This is a genomic window from Paenibacillus sp. MT124, from assembly GCF_058792755.1.
Map to the genome: position 1 here is coordinate 441,082 of NZ_CM179500.1, position 19,842 is coordinate 460,923.

General features: G+C 47.8%; 23 protein-coding genes and 1 riboswitch. Of the genes, 16 read left to right on the plus strand and 7 right to left on the minus strand.

The window, feature by feature from the left end:
* Positions 1-13 precede the first annotated feature (13 nt).
* The 5 genes from AC3RCI_RS02175 to AC3RCI_RS02195 all read right to left on the minus strand — a co-directional run bounded on the left by AC3RCI_RS02175 (position 14) and on the right by AC3RCI_RS02195 (position 2,981).
* The gene (locus AC3RCI_RS02175; RefSeq protein ID WP_183525705.1) at positions 14-772 is read right to left on the minus strand and encodes an ABC transporter permease; all 759 of its coding nucleotides are present in this window, start codon (positions 770-772) and stop codon (positions 14-16) included.
* Positions 772-1,062, minus strand: coding sequence for an MTH1187 family thiamine-binding protein (locus tag AC3RCI_RS02180; protein WP_095291668.1), 291 nt, complete (start codon positions 1,060-1,062; stop codon positions 772-774). Before AC3RCI_RS02180 ends, AC3RCI_RS02175 begins: the two co-directional genes overlap by 1 nt.
* A gap of 29 nt (positions 1,063-1,091) precedes the next feature.
* On the minus strand, positions 1,092-2,132 hold the full coding sequence (locus AC3RCI_RS02185) for an ABC transporter substrate-binding protein (RefSeq protein ID WP_492527419.1): 1,041 nt from the start codon (positions 2,130-2,132) through the stop codon (positions 1,092-1,094).
* Positions 2,119-2,262, minus strand: a complete 144-nt coding sequence (locus AC3RCI_RS02190) for a hypothetical protein (protein ID WP_286459624.1) — start codon at positions 2,260-2,262, stop codon at positions 2,119-2,121. The genes AC3RCI_RS02185 and AC3RCI_RS02190 overlap by 14 nt, the downstream gene beginning before the upstream one ends.
* 80 nt (positions 2,263-2,342) lie before the next feature.
* Positions 2,343-2,455: riboswitch (TPP riboswitch) on the minus strand.
* A gap of 139 nt (positions 2,456-2,594) precedes the next feature.
* The gene (locus AC3RCI_RS02195) at positions 2,595-2,981 is read right to left on the minus strand and encodes a VOC family protein (RefSeq protein WP_336783890.1); all 387 of its coding nucleotides are present in this window, start codon (positions 2,979-2,981) and stop codon (positions 2,595-2,597) included.
* Between the two features lie 171 nt (positions 2,982-3,152).
* On the opposite strand from AC3RCI_RS02195, the gene AC3RCI_RS02200 reads away from it, so the two are divergent.
* Positions 3,153-3,653 (plus strand): DUF2798 domain-containing protein, encoded by a 501-nt coding sequence (locus AC3RCI_RS02200; RefSeq protein ID WP_492527420.1) that lies wholly within the window; start codon positions 3,153-3,155, stop codon positions 3,651-3,653.
* Positions 3,654-3,882: 229 nt separating this feature from the next.
* Here the strand turns inward: AC3RCI_RS02200 and AC3RCI_RS02205 are convergent, their stop codons facing one another.
* Positions 3,883-5,115 carry an MFS transporter gene (locus AC3RCI_RS02205; protein ID WP_492527421.1) on the minus strand — a complete coding sequence of 411 codons (1,233 nt, stop codon included), beginning with the start codon at positions 5,113-5,115 and terminating at the stop codon, positions 3,883-3,885.
* Between the two features lie 151 nt (positions 5,116-5,266).
* A complete protein-coding gene (locus tag AC3RCI_RS02210) occupies positions 5,267-5,416 on the minus strand; it encodes a hypothetical protein (protein WP_492527422.1) in 150 nt (49 codons plus the stop codon).
* A 74-nt stretch (positions 5,417-5,490) separates the two neighbouring features.
* Here AC3RCI_RS02210 and serS point away from each other — a divergent pair, with 74 nt between their 5' ends.
* The 15 genes from serS (at position 5,491) to AC3RCI_RS02285 (ending at position 19,702) form a co-directional block, all read left to right on the plus strand.
* Positions 5,491-6,786 (plus strand): serine--tRNA ligase, encoded by a 1,296-nt coding sequence (gene serS / locus AC3RCI_RS02215; protein WP_492527423.1) that lies wholly within the window; start codon positions 5,491-5,493, stop codon positions 6,784-6,786.
* Between the two features lie 240 nt (positions 6,787-7,026).
* Positions 7,027-8,133, plus strand: coding sequence for an Ig-like domain-containing protein (locus tag AC3RCI_RS02220; protein ID WP_492527424.1), 1,107 nt, complete (start codon positions 7,027-7,029; stop codon positions 8,131-8,133).
* 291 nt (positions 8,134-8,424) lie between these two features.
* Positions 8,425-8,829 carry a ribosomal maturation YjgA family protein gene (locus AC3RCI_RS02225; RefSeq protein WP_492527425.1) on the plus strand — a complete coding sequence of 135 codons (405 nt, stop codon included), beginning with the start codon at positions 8,425-8,427 and terminating at the stop codon, positions 8,827-8,829.
* Positions 8,819-9,376, plus strand: a complete 558-nt coding sequence (locus AC3RCI_RS02230; protein WP_492527426.1) for a GNAT family N-acetyltransferase — start codon at positions 8,819-8,821, stop codon at positions 9,374-9,376. Before AC3RCI_RS02225 ends, AC3RCI_RS02230 begins: the two co-directional genes overlap by 11 nt.
* Before the next feature lie 52 nt (positions 9,377-9,428).
* Positions 9,429-9,758 carry a DUF952 domain-containing protein gene (locus AC3RCI_RS02235; RefSeq protein ID WP_154896539.1) on the plus strand — a complete coding sequence of 110 codons (330 nt, stop codon included), beginning with the start codon at positions 9,429-9,431 and terminating at the stop codon, positions 9,756-9,758.
* Positions 9,759-9,808: 50 nt separating this feature from the next.
* Entirely contained in the window at positions 9,809-10,381 is a 573-nt protein-coding gene (locus AC3RCI_RS02240; RefSeq protein ID WP_492529769.1) for a DUF1572 family protein, read from the plus strand.
* Positions 10,382-10,432: 51 nt separating this feature from the next.
* The gene (locus AC3RCI_RS02245; protein ID WP_492527427.1) at positions 10,433-11,026 is read left to right on the plus strand and encodes a histidine phosphatase family protein; all 594 of its coding nucleotides are present in this window, start codon (positions 10,433-10,435) and stop codon (positions 11,024-11,026) included.
* On the plus strand, positions 11,027-11,863 hold the full coding sequence (locus AC3RCI_RS02250; RefSeq protein ID WP_492527428.1) for a DUF2785 domain-containing protein: 837 nt from the start codon (positions 11,027-11,029) through the stop codon (positions 11,861-11,863).
* 72 nt (positions 11,864-11,935) lie between these two features.
* Positions 11,936-12,661: a 5-oxoprolinase subunit PxpB gene (gene pxpB / locus AC3RCI_RS02255; protein ID WP_492529771.1), complete on the plus strand. Its 726-nt coding sequence runs from the start codon at positions 11,936-11,938 to the stop codon at positions 12,659-12,661.
* The gene (locus AC3RCI_RS02260; protein WP_492527429.1) at positions 12,658-13,686 is read left to right on the plus strand and encodes a 5-oxoprolinase subunit C family protein; all 1,029 of its coding nucleotides are present in this window, start codon (positions 12,658-12,660) and stop codon (positions 13,684-13,686) included. The genes pxpB and AC3RCI_RS02260 overlap by 4 nt, the downstream gene beginning before the upstream one ends.
* Positions 13,683-14,447 (plus strand): 5-oxoprolinase subunit PxpA, encoded by a 765-nt coding sequence (locus AC3RCI_RS02265; protein WP_492527430.1) that lies wholly within the window; start codon positions 13,683-13,685, stop codon positions 14,445-14,447. The genes AC3RCI_RS02260 and AC3RCI_RS02265 overlap by 4 nt, the downstream gene beginning before the upstream one ends.
* Positions 14,448-14,510: 63 nt before the next feature.
* Positions 14,511-14,969 (plus strand): NUDIX domain-containing protein, encoded by a 459-nt coding sequence (locus AC3RCI_RS02270; protein ID WP_492527431.1) that lies wholly within the window; start codon positions 14,511-14,513, stop codon positions 14,967-14,969.
* Positions 14,970-15,286: 317 nt separating this feature from the next.
* Positions 15,287-15,703, plus strand: a complete 417-nt coding sequence (locus tag AC3RCI_RS02275) for a pyridoxamine 5'-phosphate oxidase family protein (RefSeq protein ID WP_095291705.1) — start codon at positions 15,287-15,289, stop codon at positions 15,701-15,703.
* A gap of 473 nt (positions 15,704-16,176) precedes the next feature.
* Positions 16,177-18,447, plus strand: a complete 2,271-nt coding sequence (locus AC3RCI_RS02280; RefSeq protein WP_492527432.1) for a bifunctional 2',3'-cyclic-nucleotide 2'-phosphodiesterase/3'-nucleotidase — start codon at positions 16,177-16,179, stop codon at positions 18,445-18,447.
* A gap of 211 nt (positions 18,448-18,658) precedes the next feature.
* Positions 18,659-19,702: an EAL domain-containing protein gene (locus AC3RCI_RS02285; protein WP_492472297.1), complete on the plus strand. Its 1,044-nt coding sequence runs from the start codon at positions 18,659-18,661 to the stop codon at positions 19,700-19,702.
* Positions 19,703-19,842: the final 140 nt, after the last annotated feature.

Here is a 19,842-nt window from a genome sequence, read left to right on the forward strand (position 1 = left end):
CTTTTGCTGCGAATCAGCGCTTCTGTGGACGCCAGCGAACGAGCAGCTTCTCCAGCAGGGCAATGAACAGGAAGAGCAGCAGGCTGAGTGCGACAATAATCATGATCGCAACGAATAGACGATCTGTCCGGTAAGCGGACTTCTGAAGCATCATGTAATATCCGATCCCTTTGTCGGCTCCGATCCATTCAGCAATAATGGCACCCATGACGCTGTAAGTCGCGGCAATCTTGATGCCGGAGAAGATGGAAGGCAGTGCGTGCGGGAGCTCCAGTTTCCAGAAAATTGGGCCGCGTCTTGCTCCTGCCATGCGCATGTAATTCATCATGGCAGCATCCGTACGTGTCAGACCGTCCATGGCAGCGACGGCAACGGGGAAGAAGCAGACCAGGATGATGGTAATCAGTTTGGGCAGCAGTCCGAATCCGAACCAGATCAGCAGGAGCGGAGCGAGCGCAATTGTCGGTATATTTTGACTAAGAATAAGTAAAGGATACAGGGCAGATTTCAGAAATGGAATCAAATGCAGCACCATCGCGATCAGCAGCCCAACCAGCGTGCCAGCGGCGAAGCCAACTAATGTAAGTTGAATGGTCGCCCAGGCATGCATGCCCAGGCGTTCTGCTTGGGAAGCGGCTTCGTGCGCGATGTCCGAAGGTGCAGGCAGCATCCATTTCTCAATATGAAACAGGGAAACTGCGCCCTGCCATATGGCTATAAAGAGAATAACCGCCACAATGGGCGGCCATACACTTTTGAAGTACGTATGCATTAGCGATATTTCTCCGTCAGGGTATCCATGCTGAAGCCGTTCGGGCTGTGGGCGATTTTGATCTGGGAGATGATGCTTGGACTGCCAGCCTCCACGAGCACCTCATGCATTTTACGGACAACTTCCAGCAGTTCCTCCAGTTCACCCTCCATTGTGGTGTCGAGCGGATTGACCTGATATTTCAAGCCGGATTGCTGAATCACTTCGATGGCCCGATCTACATAAGGATACGAATTTTCGCCATTCGGCGTTTTGGGAATCACTTGAATGCTAAGCAGTGTACTTGCCATGAGAGATCACGGCTCCTTTCGATTCAACTTTATTGGGGTAAAAAATCGTTCGTATAGGCTTGGGATACATCGATCTGCTCATCAAGCAGTTTTTTGCTAAACATCCATTCCGTGTAGTTCTGCCACACTTCCTGTTTTTGCTCACCCCAGCGCGGAGCGTCATCCTTGTATTTCGGGCTCAGCCATTTCTGACTTGCCACCACAAGGTCCTTATCGAGATCAGGTACAGCCTTGATTAAAATGTCTGCCGCTTCTTCGGGATGATCAATCGCATATTGATACCCTTCGGAAGTAGCCTTCATAAACGCCTTCACCAGCTCCGGGTCATTCTGAATGGTCTGCTCGTTCGTCACGAGTACAGGCGTGTAATAGTCAAGCGCATCGGAATAATCCTTCACATACAGCATGTCGAGGGGTTCACCGCGCAGCTCGGCTTCAATGCCGGTCCATGCATAGAAAATCCATGCAAAATCAATGTCCCGTTTCACTGCGGTAAAAAAGTCGGCGTCGCCCATATTGATATTCTTCACTTTGGACACATCGGCGCCTTCGCCTTCCATAATGGATTGCATAACCGCTTCTTCAACGGGTGATCCCCAGCCGCCATAGGATTTGCCTTCGAAATCCTTGGGTGATTTAATGTTTCGGTCCACCGGAGCGGCAAATCCTGACGTATTATGCTGAATGACCGCTGCGATGGAGACGAGCGGAACGTCCTGTGTACGGGCCTGTGTTACGCTCTCCTGATAACTTACCCCAAAAGGAACTTCGTTTGAGGCTACCATCGTATCCGCACCGCCGGCTCCCGGCTGCACAATCTCGACATTCAAGCCTTCTGCCTGGTAAAATCCTTGATCCACGGCGGCATACAGCCCGGTGTGATTCGTATTGGGTGTCCAGTCGAGCACGACTTTAACATCCTTCAATGCTGCGCTGTCACCTTCGCTGCTGTTTTCAGTGGTGCTGCTGCCGTTTTGTCCTGCAGGTGCTGCTTCCTTGCTGCCGCATGCAGCGACGGTGACCAGTGTCACACACAAGAGCAGGAGTCCGATCATTTTACGCCATCTCATCTTGTTTTTTCTCTCCTTCATATGGTCCGGCCAGTGGCGCGGGGTACTCCTTGGCTTCATATCCAAGCATGGTGCATAAATCCTTCGATTTATACCAGCTATGATCCGGATGACGTACTTTTTGTGTCAAAAAGATACCATCAAAAAAAGCGCCCCGTAATCCGGGACGCGTGCAGGCGTTAGAGAGGTGGCTGCAGCACATGGCTGGGCCAATTCGATATACTCCGATTCCTACGCTGGCATGATCCAGATCAGGTCTAAGGGTTAGTATCTTGATGGGATACACTCTCAGCCGGCCAATTCCGACTCCCCTGGGAAACTATGAAGTTACGGGCATTACTAGGTGTAATTATAGGCCAGGGGCCGGAATGTGTCCAGTCAGGAACTGGATGGAATAGTCAAGGGTGATTTGCCTGTGGGAATGTATTGAATAGGTGCAAGAACAAGGATGTAGTCCGTGACTTAACGCTGGAAGAACTCAATCCATTCTTTCTCCGGTCCATAGATGAAGAAGTAGCGATAGCCATTGGGCAGCGTAATGATCTCTCCGTCAATAAACTCGGCCTTCGTCTCCTGAATACGTTTATATTCCGCATCTAGGTCCTCCACGTGGATGGCAAAATGGTGCACCGTTCCTTCCGAAGGCAGTTTATCGCTGTATCCCTGAATCAATTCAATCTCCGTTTCATCGCTACCATGGAAGCCAAGGAAAGCGAGCTGAATAACTCCATTCGTGTGGGTTACGCGATCTTTCAATTCCAATCCTACGATCTCCGTATAGAAACGCAGTGTTGTCTCCAGATCACGTACAGCAATGCCGATGTGGTCAATACGTTTTTGAAAACCCATCATGAGACCTCCCAAATTCAGAAAATTGTTTCTTACATATTAAGGGATATGATAGAATCCTAATTCCGAGTTGTCAAATGTGATTTAATTTAAATTCACAGAATGTTCACTTATGTGGAGATATTCGCGATCTTTATAATTGGCAGAGTAAACAGAGAGGATGAGAGAGAGTTGCCAACCACGAAGAAAGAACATATTTATTTTGGCTTGATGATGTGTACAGGAATGGTCATCGTGATGATGTCCTTCAACCTGATTTACAACGGATTAATCGGTAGATTATCCCCACTTGAATTACTGTTTCAGTTTGTTTTGTGTTTTGCTATTGCTTTCCTGGTGGAATCCTTTGTTGTCGGTCCGGTAGCCCAGAAAGTTGCTTTTACACTGCCGTTTGACAAGTCCAACAAGCTTCTCGGTATAGTGGCCATGTCTTGCTGCATGGTTGTTGGCATGGTTTTGATCATGTCCTTTTATGGTATGGTCACGTCTTATTTTGCGAATCAGTTGGTGGGTAAACCGCTCCTCGAAACCTATCTTCACACCATCGCTCGTAACTTTAGCCTGGCCCTTCCGCTGCAGCTTCTCATTATTGGGCCCCTTGTTCGCTATGTATTCCGTACATTTATTAAAGGGAAAGAAGTGGTAGCTCCCTTGATCAACAATGAAGCTTAGTTAACCTGCTGAATGTAATTCATAAATTAATGCTAATTTTTTTTACTCCAGAAATGAAATAAACTGCCGCAAACTATTTCCTGGGCAATCATGATGTAGACCATTGAACAGCACGAGTTTCACTCTACAGTGCGATTGTTGAAGCAAAAAGGGCTCCGAAGCATGCGCTGCGGAACCTCTTTACATTATAGCTTAACTGGTGAATTTAATACGATTCGCAAGACGGTAATCAAACGGAACCTGCATGTTGTCTGCTCTGCCACTGATAAGCAACCAAGCTGATTACAAGCAGACCTGCAGAAAATAGCGCAAGCATCCATGTGGATTGATTGATGTCCAGATGATCCAGACTCCAACCGGTAAGGAGAGGCAGAATGGCGCCGCCGACTCCGCCAGACGCAATCAGGATACTGGGAGTAGACTCTTCTGTTCCTGGCAGCATTTTGCTGGCAAACACGAGAGCAATGGAGAAAACCCCTGAAAACGCCAGTCCAAGCAGGAGAATAATTAGAAAAGCAGACCAGATCTGGTTGGTAAACGGGAAAATGGCCATTAGCAGCACAGCTGCCAGACAGCTGTACAAAATGTACACGCGATACTGGAACTTTTCAGCGATATATCCGGCGAAGAGTCTCCCAATAGACATCGCGATCCAGAAACAGGTAACACTAAGAGCTGCTCCAGCTTCCTTCATGTTCATTTTTTCAATTAGAATGGCAGGCATGAAGTTGGCAAGACTCATCTCCGTGCCGACATAGAGAAAGAAAAATACTACGAATAAGATCATTAGGGCCAGATTACGACCTCGATAGATTGAACTGGTAGTGTCACGGTCTGAAGGAGACACACCATCAGAAGCTTCCACCGCATGGATGTGTCCAGCAGCGGCATCTGGCTGGCGCCTGCCGAGTGCATGATCCAGCTCCCCGAATGACATTCTGGCCCAGAAGAGGAATGTCAGTGCTGAACAGACGGCAACGACGAGGAAGGACATGCGCCAGTACCCTGCCGAGATCAGACCGCTGGCGATCAGCGGCATGACCATCGCTCCGATGCCGAATAATACTTCAAGCCTGCTCATCGCAACTGCGGTATTTTCTTTGATGGCCGCAATGATGATGGTTCCGATTACGGCTTCAATCATGCCGAATCCAAAACCGGCTGCGGGTGCAATGACAAACATGAGGCCCCAGGGAGGCAGCAGCATATAGGATAACTCTGCAATGCATAGCAGAGCTGCTGCGATAAGTAAGCCGCCGCGTTTGCCAAAGCGACGATTTAACGGAGGGGATAACAGTACACCGCCCAGGAATCCGGCAAATTGGGCAAAGATCAGTGTTCCTCCCTGACTGTAATCTTTGCCATAATGTTCTAGTGCGACAGGCAGAATGGAACCGAGGACCACGTGTGCAAGTCCGATAAGAAAATAGGACAGACAGCCGATCCATAACAATTTTTTCATGGAGAACTCCTTCTATACCTATGTACAATTTAAGGTCAGCTTAGTTTGGCTCATACGTCCGAGTACAAACAAGTCTATCATAACAGCATGTGTAAGGATTTGGTAGGACTTGCAAAGTGATTTATGGTTCGTATATACTGAGACACAACAATTACAGATCGGAACCATGCCGTTGAAGAGCATCCAACTCGGAGGCGTTATCGCCAGGGGAGCGAATCCATCCCCAAGTTAACCGGAACCGCCCGTTATCGCGGACCAAGAGGCTGGACAGGGTATCCTGATTCGGCAAGTTGGGTGGCACCGCGAGCAGAGCGCTCCTCGTCCCAAGGGATGAGGGCGCTCTTTGCATTTTTTTAGCCAAAGGAGACGGTGACCATGTTGGACATGAAGTGGATTCGGGCCCATGCAGATGAGGTGCAGGCGGCGGCAGACGGGAAGAAAATCAATATTAGCATTCGTGCATTGCTGGAGCGGGATGAGGAGCGCAGAACGCTTTTGCAGGAAACAGAAGAAGGACGCAGAATGCGGAACACCTTATCAGCGGATATCGGAAAATTGATGCAAGCCGGAGACCGTGAACAGGCCGAAGGATTAAGAACTCAGGTGAAACAGCTGAATCAGAAGCTGGAACAGGTCGAAGCGAAGCTTGCGGACGTGCAGGAGGAAGTGACCCGGCTGCAGTGGCTGGTGCCTAATGTCGTATCACCAGATACGCCGTTTGGAGCATCGGACGAGGATAATGTGGAGCTGCGACGTGTAGGAGAAGCGCCAACATTCGCTTACACAGCCAAGGACCATGTGGAACTCGGGGAGCTCCACGATCTGATTGATATTCCGCGCGGGGTGAAGATTGGCGGGACACGAAGCTATGTACTAAAAGGGGCAGGGCTGCTTCTGCACCGGGCTGTTCAGCAGCTCGCACTTGATCTGCTGCTGCGGCAAGGGTTCACTCCTATGGAAGTGCCTCTCATGGTCAGGGAGGATGCACTTGTGAACACGGGATTTTTCCCAACAGGACTTGATCAGGTCTATGAGCTGGCAGGGGAGGACAAGTGGCTGGTCGGAACCTCGGAGGTACCCCTCGTATCGTATTATGCCGATGAGATTGTGGATGTACAGAAGCCGATCAAGCTGGCTGGTATATCGACGTGTTTCCGCAGTGAGGTCGGGTCAGGCGGCCGTGATGTACGAGGATTGTACCGGGTGCATCAGTTTGCCAAAGTCGAACAGGTCATTCTCTGTGCACCGGATGCAGAGGAATCAGAGCGTATGCTGCAGGAAATTACCGGACATGCAGAGGAGTTGCTGCAGCTGCTGGAACTGCCTTATCGTGTGGTGGCGGTGTGTACTGGAGACATGTCGCAGAAAACGTATAAACAATACGATATTGAGACATGGATGCCGAGTCGGGGCGCTTATGGAGAAACCCATTCGTCGTCAAACCTGCAAGATTTTCAGGCTCGCCGTTCGAACATTCGCTGCCGCAATGCCGAAGGTCAGCTAGCGTACTGCCATACGCTCAACAATACGGCCGTGGCATCGCCGCGGATCCTCATTCCACTATTGGAGAATCATCAACAGGAGGATGGAAGCATTCGTATTCCGGCGGCCCTTCAGCCTTACATGGGCGGTGCTGAATATTTGACTTTGCCGCTTCCAGATGAAGAGTAACCGCCTGAACTATAAGTTAAGTTGGCATCAAGACAGAAACGGAGCCCTTTATGGGTTCTGTTTTTTATTTTCTTGAATGTAACGGCGTAGAGCTTTAATTCGTAGAAAGGTTGATTGGAAAATTGTCCAATCCCACTTCTTTAGACCATCCTAGCACTGCAAAATTCATTATTATGCATTCAATCTCCGATATAATATAATAGAAGTAAAATATTGGGTTATGGGAGATGGAAGATAGCAATGAAAAGAGTAAAACGAACACTTCGAGGAATGCTTGCATTGATCATGGTATGTGCCATCTTGGCTCCATCACACATTCTGGCGGCTACGGGTGACGTGACCTCCATTGAAATTACCAACAGCAGCCCGCAGAAGTTAAGTGTGTCACAGACGGCTGCGCTGAAGGTGATGGCAGAAGTTGAAGGGTTTGATAGCAAGCAGGATGTGACTGCAGGGGTTACGTGGTCTACGAGTAATGCAGCAGTTGCAACCATTGTGAAAGGTAAAGTAAAGGCAGTAGCAGTGGGTGAGGCAACGATTCATGCTGAGGTCGATGGGGCAAAGGCGCAGCTCGTTGTCCAGGTTTCCGAGAAAATCAAAAGCATCAAGGCTTCGCCTAAATCCTATAGTTTTGTCAAAGGCAGTGAAAGTGCGCTTCCCAAAGTCAGCATTGTGCGTGCGAGCGGCAAGGAAGAGGACGTAACGTCAGAGATCGTGTGGAGCGTTTCGAATGCAGCAGCTGTCGTGGAAAACGGCAAGATCAAGGGCAATACCCCTGGCCGGGTGCTGTTGCAAGGTAAATACGGCTCGGAAACAGTTAAAGTACCTGTCGCCATTACAGACATTATTACCAAGGTGGAAGTTACTCCTACTGCAATGCAGTTGAACATCAAGAAATCCAAAGCACTGAAGGTCATTGGTACATATGCCAACGGAAAAACAATTAATCTGTCGAAACAGGTGGCCTGGACTTCCTCGAACAATGCAGTGGCAACCGTTAAAAATGGGACGGTCAAAACGCTGACCGAAGGAAATGCAACCTTGACAGGAACCTACCAGGATCAGACAATAAAGACAGAAGTTACGGTTGTTCCATTGCTGAAAAAGTTGATTACAGGTCAGAAGAAGCTGGTGTTATCCCCGCAGGGAAGCACAACGCTAACCGTTATGGCGCAGTATGATACAGGCAAGACGACGGTAGTTACCAACAATGCAGTTTGGAGCAGTACGAAACCGGGCGTAGCTACCGTAACCAATGGCAAAGTGGTCGCTGTAGGTAAAGGCAAAACGAGCATAACCGCCAAGTGGAACAACAAGAAAGTGACGATACCGGTAACGGTAAAATAAAGCTTATTTCAATCCAGCGTGTGACCATAGCTTTTTACATCATAGAGACAGACAGCAGAGGGGCGTAGAATATACGTCCCTTTTTAGATACAAAAATACGAAGTCACCGCAATAAGAGGCTTACCTGCGCGGATCCAGAAACAAAAACGGAGAGGACGTGATCCGCATGAAAGCTACAATTATAAGTTCAAATGGGGATCTGAAAGATTCAACTTACTTTAGGCAGAGAATTGCTGTACAAAAAGGCAACTGTGGTTTAGGCCTGATGGATCGTAAGCATTGGAGAAGGTGATGTTGATCAGAGAAAGACGAATTTATTTTATTGCGGTAGTCATTACCATGGCAGCCGGGCTGGCATCCCGTCGTTACGGGAATATGCTGCCTGTTTTCTTACATGACCATGCTGGAGATGCCTTGTGGGCAGGCATGATCTATTTCGGATTTCGTATGGTTTGGATCAGGCGAAGTAAGGCTTGGGCTTTCCTTTTGAGCTTTGTGTTTAGCTGGGTAATAGAATTCTCGCAAATGATTCAGATGCCATGGCTCAATGAGGTGCGTTCAACCATGTTGGGTGCCCTGATTTTAGGACACGGTTTTCTTGTCATAGATCTCATCAGATATACGGCAGGGATTCTGTGCACGTTCGTGATAGATCATTATTTCCTAAGCAATAGGAGGAGTTTGTATGAACATTGAAAAGTTATTCGCGGAGTCGCCAGAATTTGAAACAGAACGGCTGCTGCTCAGACGTCTTACATTAGACGACACGGAGGATTACTATGCATTTGCCTCCGACCCAAGAGTGAGCGAGCAGAGTTTGTGGAACTGCCATGAGATGGTGGATGACTCCGTTCAATACATTCAACGGGCCTTGGAAAATTATGAGAATAAATTGGTGTATCTATGGGGATTTGTTCTCAAAGATACGGGGCGCCTGATTGGCCGCGGGGGGATCTTTCATTTCAATGAACTTATGCAGAGTGCTTCTTTGGGATATGCCATTGCAAGCAAGGAGTGGAATAAAGGGATTGCTGCTGAAGCGATGCAGCCCATCGTTCATTACTGCTTTCAGGAACTGGACTGCAACCGGCTGGAGGGCAGATGCAATGCTGGCAACATCGGTTCGGCACGGGTCATGGAGAAACTGGGCATGTCGTATGAAGGCCTGCTTCGCAAGCAATTGAAGATCAAAGGCGTGTTCACGGATCAAAAATTGTACTCCCGTATCCGGGATGATCTATAATACTTGCAATGATACACAGGATACATAGAAGAAATAATAAGGAGGCGGAGCAATGATCTACAGCATTATTTCTCAATCGGTATGGGAACAGGTATCCAAGGAGAGCGTGTATGCACCGGATAGTCTGGAAACGGATGGATTCATTCATTGTTCTACCAAAGAGCAGATTCCATGGGTAGCTGCACAATATTACGCAGGGCGTACGGATCTGCTGCTGCTGGGTATTGATGAAAAAACGTTGAAGCCAGAACTCGTATATGAAGACCTGTATGAGTTAAATGAACTGTTTCCTCACATTTATGGAGAGCTTAATCTGGATGCGGTGAAGAAAGTGATTCCTTTTCCGCTGAATGAAGAAGGCGTACTGGTATTTCCCGAATAAAGCAAGCCTTGCACTCACTATGGATATAGAAAGGTGTTGGCCTATTGGATATGAATATGAATCAGACATTTCTGGAGACAGCCGAGAAGCAATTTCTGTATTATAAGCAGCTTGGAGAGAAGGCCATGGAGCAGCTGGAGACCGAGCAATTATTTCAGGCATGGCATGAGGATACCAACAGCATTGCCGTCATTGTGAAGCATCTATGGGGCAATATGTTATCCCGCTGGACGGATGTGCTCACAAGCGATGGTGAAAAGCCTTGGAGGGTGCGGGATGCGGAATTCGTCAATGACATTTCCACACGAGATGAACTGCTGGGCAAGTGGGAAGAAGGCTGGAACTGCTTGCTGAGTGCCATTCGTTCCTTTGCACCGGAACAACTCTCACAGATCATATACATTCGCAATGAAGGTCATACCGTCATGGAGGCTATTACACGGCAATTGGCGCATTATCCGTATCATGTGGGACAAATTATTTACGCAGCCAAAATGCTGAAAGAAACACCATGGACCAGCCTTTCCATACCAAGAAATGGGTCAGCAGTATACAACGGCAGCAAATTTGCCAAACCAAAAGGACGCAGGCATTTTACCGCGGATGAGTTAGACACGGATTGAATGATCGAAGTCTTGATTAACGTTTACTATAGAAACAAAGTGAGGGACACTATGACACAGTTTGCATTAATACGTCACGGAAGTACAGCATGGAATAAGGAGAAGCGGTCTCAGGGACAGACGGACAATCCGCTGGATCAGGAAGGGAGAGAACAGGCGGTTTTGCTTGCGGAAAGGCTGAGTTCGGAATCGTGGGATGCCATCTATGCCAGCGATCTGGGGCGTGCACATGAGACGGCGAAGATTATCAGTGAACGGCTGGGTATTCGTGAGATTCATCTGGACCCAAGGCTGCGTGAGATGGGCGGCGGTCAGGTGGAAGGAACAACGGAGGCGGAACGTATAGCCAAATGGGGCCCGGACTGGAGCACTCTTGAGCTGGGACGGGAAGCTGCAGAAGCCGGGACAATGCGTGGCAGTGCTGCAATCGAGGATATATGCAAAGAGCACCCTGATGGAAAAGTGATTGTGGTCAGTCATGGGGCCATTCTGCGTAATACCCTCCGAGGATTGGTGCCTGCGCTTGATGTTAGTACGAAGTTGTCCAATACCTCGATTACCCGGCTTGAAAAGAAAGCTGGATCCTGGGCTTGCGAATTATACAATTGCAGTGTCCACTTAAATCCTGCAGAGGATTCCTTATAGATGAATACAACTGAACTTAAAGAGCAATTACAGCTTATACAATCGAAGAATTATGCGGCCGATGAGGTAGAGCACCCTTACGAACTGGCGCTGCATATGTTACAGCACATCGGAAGTACGGACCCTGTCCTTCGAGATGAACTTATATATGTTACATTTGCAACCTGGATCGGACAGGGGATATTTTCAGAAGAACAACTCCGTGTGCTGCTCCATAAAGCAATGGACGATCAGCATCTTTTCTATGGAATCGGAGAGAATGGGATGGACAGTGTATTCACCCGGGCCTTTTCCGTCCTGCTGCTGCCTCCCATCTTAAACATGGATCGTCAGCGGAACTTTCTAATCAAGGCAGATATTGAGGCTATTCATCACCGATTGACCACGTACCTGAAGGAAGAGAAGGATGTCCGCGGATACGTCAATGAAAAAGGTTGGGCTCATGCTCCTGCACATGCATCCGATGCGGTTGAAGACCTTGCTCAATCCCCATATATGGATGAAACGGCATTGAGAGAACTGTTGGACTCGCTCGCTGTGAAAATAACGGATTCCAGTGCAGTATACATCCATGATGAGGATCAGCGTATTGCTCATGCAGTAGTGACTATTGTTAGACGCAAGCTGCTTAATAGATCGGATCTTGCAGCTTGGATTGATGGACTTGAACAGGCATGCATAGATCAGACCGGCGAAAGAAGCTATGTGGAGATAAGCCGAATTAGCATGAACGTACGTGTCTTTTTGCAGACTCTGTATCTGGTGATACGAAAAGAAGAACAGGATCCATTTCCTATGGTTAGGGAGCTTGTTTTAAACGCTTTGGAAAAAGAGTGAATATGATCAATCCTAAACTTGCCGATAGGGGGAGATGGCGTGAGCAAAATCAAGTATGTATGGACAGAAGAGATGCTGTCTCCACTGGGTGAGGCTGGAGTGATGATTCGTTGCGGAGATGCAATATCGGATGAAGTTCACCGCAGAGTGATCTCGGTCTGTGCTTGGCTGGATGAAAATTCCTTTCCGGGCATGGTGGAGTTGGTTCCATCATTCGCGTCGATTGCTCTGTTTTATGATCCAATGGATGTTGCAGAATCTACTCGATCGGCTTCAGGGAAAGGAGCAAGTGAATCTTCTCCATATCAACAGGTGTGCAGAATGTTATTGTCCCGGTTAGAGATGCTTGAAGAATCCGTACATAATCAATTCAGAACCATTGTGATTCCAGTATGCTACGGAGGTCCATTCGGGCCTGACCTGGAGTATGTTGCGAGTGAAAACGAACTGACCCCAGATGAAGTTGTTGCGATTCATACATCCGGGGAATACCTGGTCCACATGATTGGATTTGCACCGGGATTCCCCTACCTTGGCGGATTACCCAAGCAGATTGCTACACCCCGAAGAGCAACTCCGAGAATGAGAGTGGAAGCCGGGACCGTCGGAATCGGCGGCGAGCAAACCGGAATATATCCGGTAGCCACTCCTGGTGGTTGGCAATGCATCGGACGAACACCTCTGAAGCTGTTTCGTCCTGAACATGATCTGCCGAGCCTGCTTCAGGCAGGGGATCGGGTCCGGTTTAAAGGAATAACCGAGCAGGAATACATGGAGTGGAAGGAGGGCGAAGGATGAGAATGGAGGTCATTCGCCCAGGCCTGCTGTCCACCGTACAGGATGAGGGAAGGTACGGATATCGACGGCATGGGGTACATCCGGGTGGAGTCATGGATACATTTGCAGCAGGAACAGCCAATATGCTGGTGAATAATCGCCGTAATGCAGCTGTAATGGAAATAACCATGACAGGTCCAGAACTTCGATTTCATGAAAATAGCCTCATCGCTCTATGTGGTGCAGATCTGTCGGCAACCGTGGATGATCAGCCGGTTCCCCTGTGGCGTCCGGTCGCGTTAATGGCGGGAAGTGTATTGAAATTTGGGCGATGTCGATCCGGAATGAGAGCATATCTGTCCATTGCTGGTGGGATAGAGGTAAATGAGGTCATGGGGAGCCGAAGTACGGATCTGAAAACTGGCATTGGTGGCTTGGAAGGCAGAGCTTTGCGAGCAGGAGATATTTTATCTGCTGCGGAGGCTTCTTGCGAAGCACGAGCCATGCTCCATCAATTGCTGGAACAAGCGAAGCTGGAGAAAACACAAATGAAGGGGCCGATATGGCACCTATCCAGCAGAGAATGGCCTTTCTATCAGAAGGATCCAGTGATCCGTGTGATGGCGGGTGCGGATACCTCAAAGTTTACTAGGGAAAGCCTGGAACGAATGTATAATGAACAATATGTGATTGCTCCTCAGTCGGATCGGATGGGATATCGATTGGAGGGTTCAAGGCTGGAGCTTGAACAACCCATGAGCCGGTTATCAGAAGCCGTAACCTATGGCACAGTTCAGGTCCCAGCAGATGGTCAGCCCATCATCCTGATGGCAGATCATCAGACCATTGGAGGCTATCCTGTGATTGCACAGGCAGCCAGGGTGGATTTACCAGTATTGGCTCAGGCAAGGCCCGGGACACGGGTTGCTTTTCAGCCAATTACACATGAAGAAGCGCAGCAGTTGTTCCTGGAGCAGGAACGGGGATTACAGCTGTGCGCTGCATTCATCCGCAGAAGATTGACCGAAACGGGGGATCGCCAATGAAGACGGTAGATATCAATTGTGATCTGGGCGAAAGTTATGGTGTATACCGAATGCCGTGGGATGAAGCGGTTTTGCCGCTGATCACTTCGGCCAACATTGCGTGCGGATTTCATGCAGGGGATCCGGCCACGATGCGATCCACGGTGGAAAAGGCAATGGAGCATCAGATTGCAATTGGAGCACACCCGGGATTGCCGGATATGCAGGGTTTTGGCAGGAGAAGCATGGATATAACTCCGCAGGAAGCCTACGACATGGTCATATACCAGATTGGGGCACTGGATGCCTTCGTAAGAGCATCCGGTGGATGCATGCATCATGTGAAACCGCACGGCGCGTTATACAATATGGCTGCGGAGAATATGATGCTTGCTGAAGCTATTGCTCAGGCGGTTTACAACGTAAGGCCAGAACTATACCTTTATGGACTTGCGGGTAGCGCGCTCATTGAGGCGGCGGATCGTACCGGTCTGTGCAGCGTAAGTGAAGTGTTTGCAGATCGGACTTACGGTGCGGATGGTAAATTGACGCCCCGCAGTCATGCAGGAGCAGTCATTGGGCAGCCAGAACAAGCACTGGCTCAAGTGCTGCGCATGGTGAATGAAGGTATCGTAGTGTCCACGGAAGGCATAGCGGTTCCCCTCAAAGCGGAGACCATATGCATACATGGTGATGGGGAGCATGCCCTCTCTTTTGTAAGAGAAATCCGCAGAGTACTTGAAGCTGAAGGGGTAATTCTATCGGCTGCAGGTCATGCTTGAGAATGGGTCGGTACCGGAACCTTCCGAGATAGATACATATGATGAATTGGAGTCGATGAACAAATGAAACCGATACGAAATTCCGCAAAGGCGATCATCGTACAGAATGGAAGGCTGCTCGTCATCCGTTTGGAGGATCAATATGGTGCAGCTTATGTTTTCCCGGGTGGAGGCCAGGAGAAGGGCGAAGAATTGAAGGATGCGGTTGCCCGCGAATGTCTGGAAGAGATTGGACAGGCCGTGAACGTAGGCGAATTGCTTCATATCCGGGAATACATCGGGAAGAATCATGAGTTTGCCGAATGGGATGCTGACATACACCAGGTTGAATTTTATTTCGTATGCAGCCTGAAGGATGCGGATGCCACAGTATTTGAAGGCTCGAACCCGGATGACCATCAGGTTGCGGTGGAATGGATTGCGCTTGAAGATCTGCCTTCCGTCCGTTTGTATCCCCAAACGATTGGTGAATTGCTGCTGAAACGTGAACCATCACGGATTTATCTTGGGGATATCAACTAATAACCTTTCCAATATTGTCACGTTTACGAACGGATTCATGGATTCACCATAGGTGGGGTGGGTACACTATAAGTACAGGCTTTTATGTCACAACAAACTTAATAGAAGTGGAACATAGAATTACACGATAACGGAACGGACAAAGAAACCTCAAGAAGCGAAGCGGTCGCCTTTATCACTGGATTTTTCCTTTGCGAAAAGGGAATAAAAAAATCTGGGGATAACAGCGATCGGAAGGTTGTTCTGTCAGTGGAGTGTTTACGTGTAATCACAGTAAGTTCTGCTTATATACCCCCAAACCGGAAGGAGCATGTCCCATGAATAAGACGGAACTAGAACAAAACATTGTAAAGGCATTGGAAAACAACCCTTTTTGCAGCTTCTCAACTGTGGAAAATGGTAAACCGAAATCCCGCTATATGGCGCTTTTCAATGATGGCATGAATATTCACTTGGCGACGAACCGCCGCACGCATAAGGTGGAGGAGCTTGAGAATAACCCTAATGTCAGTCTTTTGCTCGGCTATGAGGCGGGTGGCTCCAAAGAAGTGGTTGAGATCGAAGGAACCTGTGAAGTGACCAAAAATGAAAACCTGCGCGAAGAAGTGTGGAATGATGAACTGAAAGCATGGTTTGACGGACCGAACGATCCGAATTATGTCATTTTGGATATTACACCCGTACGCATTGAATATACAGGCAAGGACCATGAGCATCAGGTGTGGGAACAATAAAGCAACCGAATGAAGTGTTCTTTGGGAGCACTGAATCATCGGATATAACTTGATGAACATATAAACCGTGAGGCCGCAGGGCTTCGCGGTTTTTTGCTGACTGATGAACAGGGTGAAATGGATACATATGTAAGTGCTATGTAATATACGTATTTAACACGTCTAGTAAACTATATATTAACAAAAAAAGAGAGAATAATGTCGAAATCCCGCATGATTATGTAAAGTCGAACTCTTATGTGCGGATAATGTAAAAAATAATGCTTTTCAACCACGCTTCATTGCGTTATGATTTGGAATGTAAACGATACGCACAGATATGAATAGATGTTCATGTGAGATAAACTAACCTGAATTCAGCTGGTTAAGACCGTGATTTTAGCACGCACAACCCATGAAATCTATGCTATTTCTGCGCCTATTCGTTTGCACACTATGGCATGATTCAATGTACATAACCGGGAGGGGTTATTTTGAAAAAGAACAAAAAAGTATTATCAAGCCTGACTGCCGCTTTGGTTGCATTAAACGTGCTTGCAGTATTTCCGGTACCTGTATCGGCTGCAGATGCTGCCAAAGTAAAATTGCGGATCATGGAAACAACGGACATTCATGACAATCTGATTAACTACGACTACTACTCCGATAAAGAGACCGATCAATATGGACTCGCCAAAACAGCTACGCTGATCAAAAAAGCCCGTGATGAAGCGAAGAACAGCCTGTTGTTCGACAATGGTGACCTGATTCAGGGTAACCCGCTCGGAGACTATGTAGCCAAAATCGATCCACTTCAAAAGGGTGAGACTCACCCTGTATATAAAGCAATGAACCTGCTCGATTATGATGCCGGTAACATCGGAAACCACGAGTTTAACTATGGTCTGGATTTCCTGGACATGACGCTGGAGGGCGCCAACTTCCCTTATATTAATGCGAATGTCTATGTAGATGACGGTGATGACGATGAAACGAACGACAAGAATTACTTCACACCCTATGAAATTCTGGACAAAAAAGTAACGGATGAGAGCGGCAAAGAGCACACGATCAAAGTGGGTGTTATTGGATTCGTGCCGCCACAAATCATGCAGTGGGACAGTGCTAATCTGGAAGGCAAAGTCATTGCCAAGGATATTATTGCTACAGCCAAGAAATTCATTCCGCAAATGAAGGCTGAAGGTGCAGATATTATCGTTGCCATTCCTCACTCCGGTTTTGAAGATATCCCTCAAACGGATCTGATGGAAAACTCGGTGCTGTACCTGAGCCAGGTAGAGGGCATTAATGCGATTCTGTTTGGACATGCCCACAAGGTATTTCCAAGTGCTGATTTTGAAGGCAAAAAGGGAGTAGATCTTGAAAAAGGCACCATCAATGGCGTTCCAGCGGTGGAGCCAGGGTTCTGGGGTGATCATCTCGGAATCATTGATCTTGATCTGGAACTGGTGGATGGCAAGTGGAAAGTGGTAGATTCCGCGACAGAAGCACGTCCAATCTATGACACTGCGAACAAAAAGCCATTGGTTGATGCAGATCAGGAGATCATCGATGCGGTTCATGAAGAGCACGAAGGTACGCTTGACTATGTACGTGGTCCGGTCGGAGAGACAACGGCTCCAATCAACAGCTTCTTCGCGTTGGTACAGGACGATCCATCCATTCAGATCGTGACGAATGCTCAGAAATGGTATGTGGAGAAACACATGCAAGGAACCGAGTATGAAAATATCCCGGTATTGTCTGCAGGAGCTCCATTTAAAGCAGGCGGTCGTTCAGGTGCTTCGTACTATACGAATATCCCTGCAGGCACCATCGCGATCAAAAACGTAGCGGATCTGTACGTATATCCGAATACGGTACATGCCGTTCTGGTTAACGGTGCTGAAATCAAGGAATGGCTGGAATGGTCTGCAGGCCAGTTCAATCAGATCGACCCGGCTAAGGGTGGACAGCAGCAGCTGATCAACATGGATTTCCCGACGTACAACTTTGATGTTATCGATGGTGTAACGTATCAAATCGATGTGACTCAGCCTGCCAAATACGATTCCAAAGCAACCGTGGTGAATGCATCGGCAAGCCGGATCAAGGACCTGAGCTTCAATGGCAAACCGATTGATCCGGAGCAAAAGTTTATCGTGGCAACGAATAACTATCGTGCTTCTTCGTCCAAACTGGCCAATCCGGATGGTAAACGTATCGTTTTGGCAGCACCGGATGAGAACCGTCAAGTTATCATTGACTACATCCGTGATAACAAAACAATCAATCCGGCTGCGGATGGCAACTGGTCACTGGCACCAATTAAGCCTTCTGCAAGTGTAACTGCAGCAGCACTGAACGATCTTGAAGTTGTGTTTGCGTCTTCTCCGGATGCCAAAGCGCTGGTTGAAGCTAACCCGGCAATGTCGTTCATTGGTACGAATGACGAAGGTTTTGCCGAGTATGGCTTGAAATTGACTGGAGAAGCCGCGGTGACTCCTGAACCGGGAACGAAGCCTGCTCCAGCACCAACACCTGCCCCAACACCAAAACCAAAACCAGAACCAAAACCAGAACCGCAACCGCAACCTGAGAAACCAGCAAGCGGCAAAGTGGTATATGTGGTGAAAAAAGGGGACAACCTGTACCGCATCGGCTTGAAATATGGTGTGGACTGGCGCAAGCTTGCCACAGCCAACAAAATTTCAAATGTACATCAATTGAAAGTTGGACAGAAAATCGTAATTCCCGCTTCTTAATATATAGCGGATAATGAAGGCCGACAGTCAACAGACTGGCGGTCTTTTTTTCTGCAAAAATGTTTAAGACTGTAGCAAAAACGTTCATACCGGAAGTCATTAAAACACTAGAGATTAATTTTATGACCCATGCTATAATATTTACAAACTTTGGGTATATACCATTTTACATTAATTGAAATAGAAACATAAACCGGCAAGGGGGTTCTACATGAATTGCAGTGGCTGCAGTCCAATCTATCCAATTGAGGATCAAGGTACTCTGTATCTGCGTCCCGTTTTCCCCGTTTTGCTGGAATTGCTGAGAACGTTGGGTGTGCAAGTTGAACATTCGGATGAAGCGATATGGACGAACTATACGAATGCCGAATCTGTACAAAACTGGCTGGAAGCCATACAGAAGCTCGAAGTCATCCGCCCAGAATCCATTACAGTACAGGTAACTCCAATGCATGAACAGGCGGATCAAGCAGGCTGGATTAGTCTTCAGATGATGAAATCTCGATTCGAGCATGCAGATCTGGTATCGATTATTTTGAACAATCAATTCAGCAGTCATATGCAGCCTATTGTTGATGCAAATGAACAGATTGTCGGATTCGAGTTTTTGCTTCGACCTTCCGAAAATGGCAAGACTTTTAGCCCGTATAACTTGTTTGAGGTTGCCCGGGACACGGGTTTACATTCCTTTTTGGATCGGACCGCAAGAATCACAGCAATCGAAACAAGTGCAGCTTTTTTGCCTCATGGTGTTAAGCGCTTTGTGAATTTTCTGCCCTCCTCTATATACAATCCTGAATTTTGCCTGACCCATACGTTTGAAGCGATTGAGCGCTTGGAACTGGACCCCCAGGATTTTGTGTTTGAAGTTGTGGAAACGGAACAGATCCAGCATATGTCCATTCTCCAGCATATTTTTTCGGTGTATCGTTCCCGTGGAATGTCGGTAGCACTGGATGATGTTGGGGCAGGGTATTCGACCATTGAATTGATGAATCGGCTGGAGCCTGATTTTGTCAAAATTGATCGCAGTCTGATTGATCAGTGTGATCGTGACCCAGTGAAACAACAGCAAATTATCGATATTGTGCAGATGTCACGCCGATTCGGGGGACGTGTGCTTGCTGAAGGCATCGAACGCATGGAGGAATTCGATTTTTGTCGCTCCATAGGGATCGAGCTGGCTCAAGGATATTACTTTGGCAAACCTTCGCCCAAGCCGCCACAGGGCCCATACGGGCAAACATCTGCCTAGATAAATGCCTTTCTAATATGTACATATAAACAAGTCACTTCCAATAGCGGAGTGGCTTGTTTGACATGTCATGTGAATTATTGTAATCAAATAAATTTAGACTTAAGCCGATATATAAGATAACCCTATGCGAAGATTTG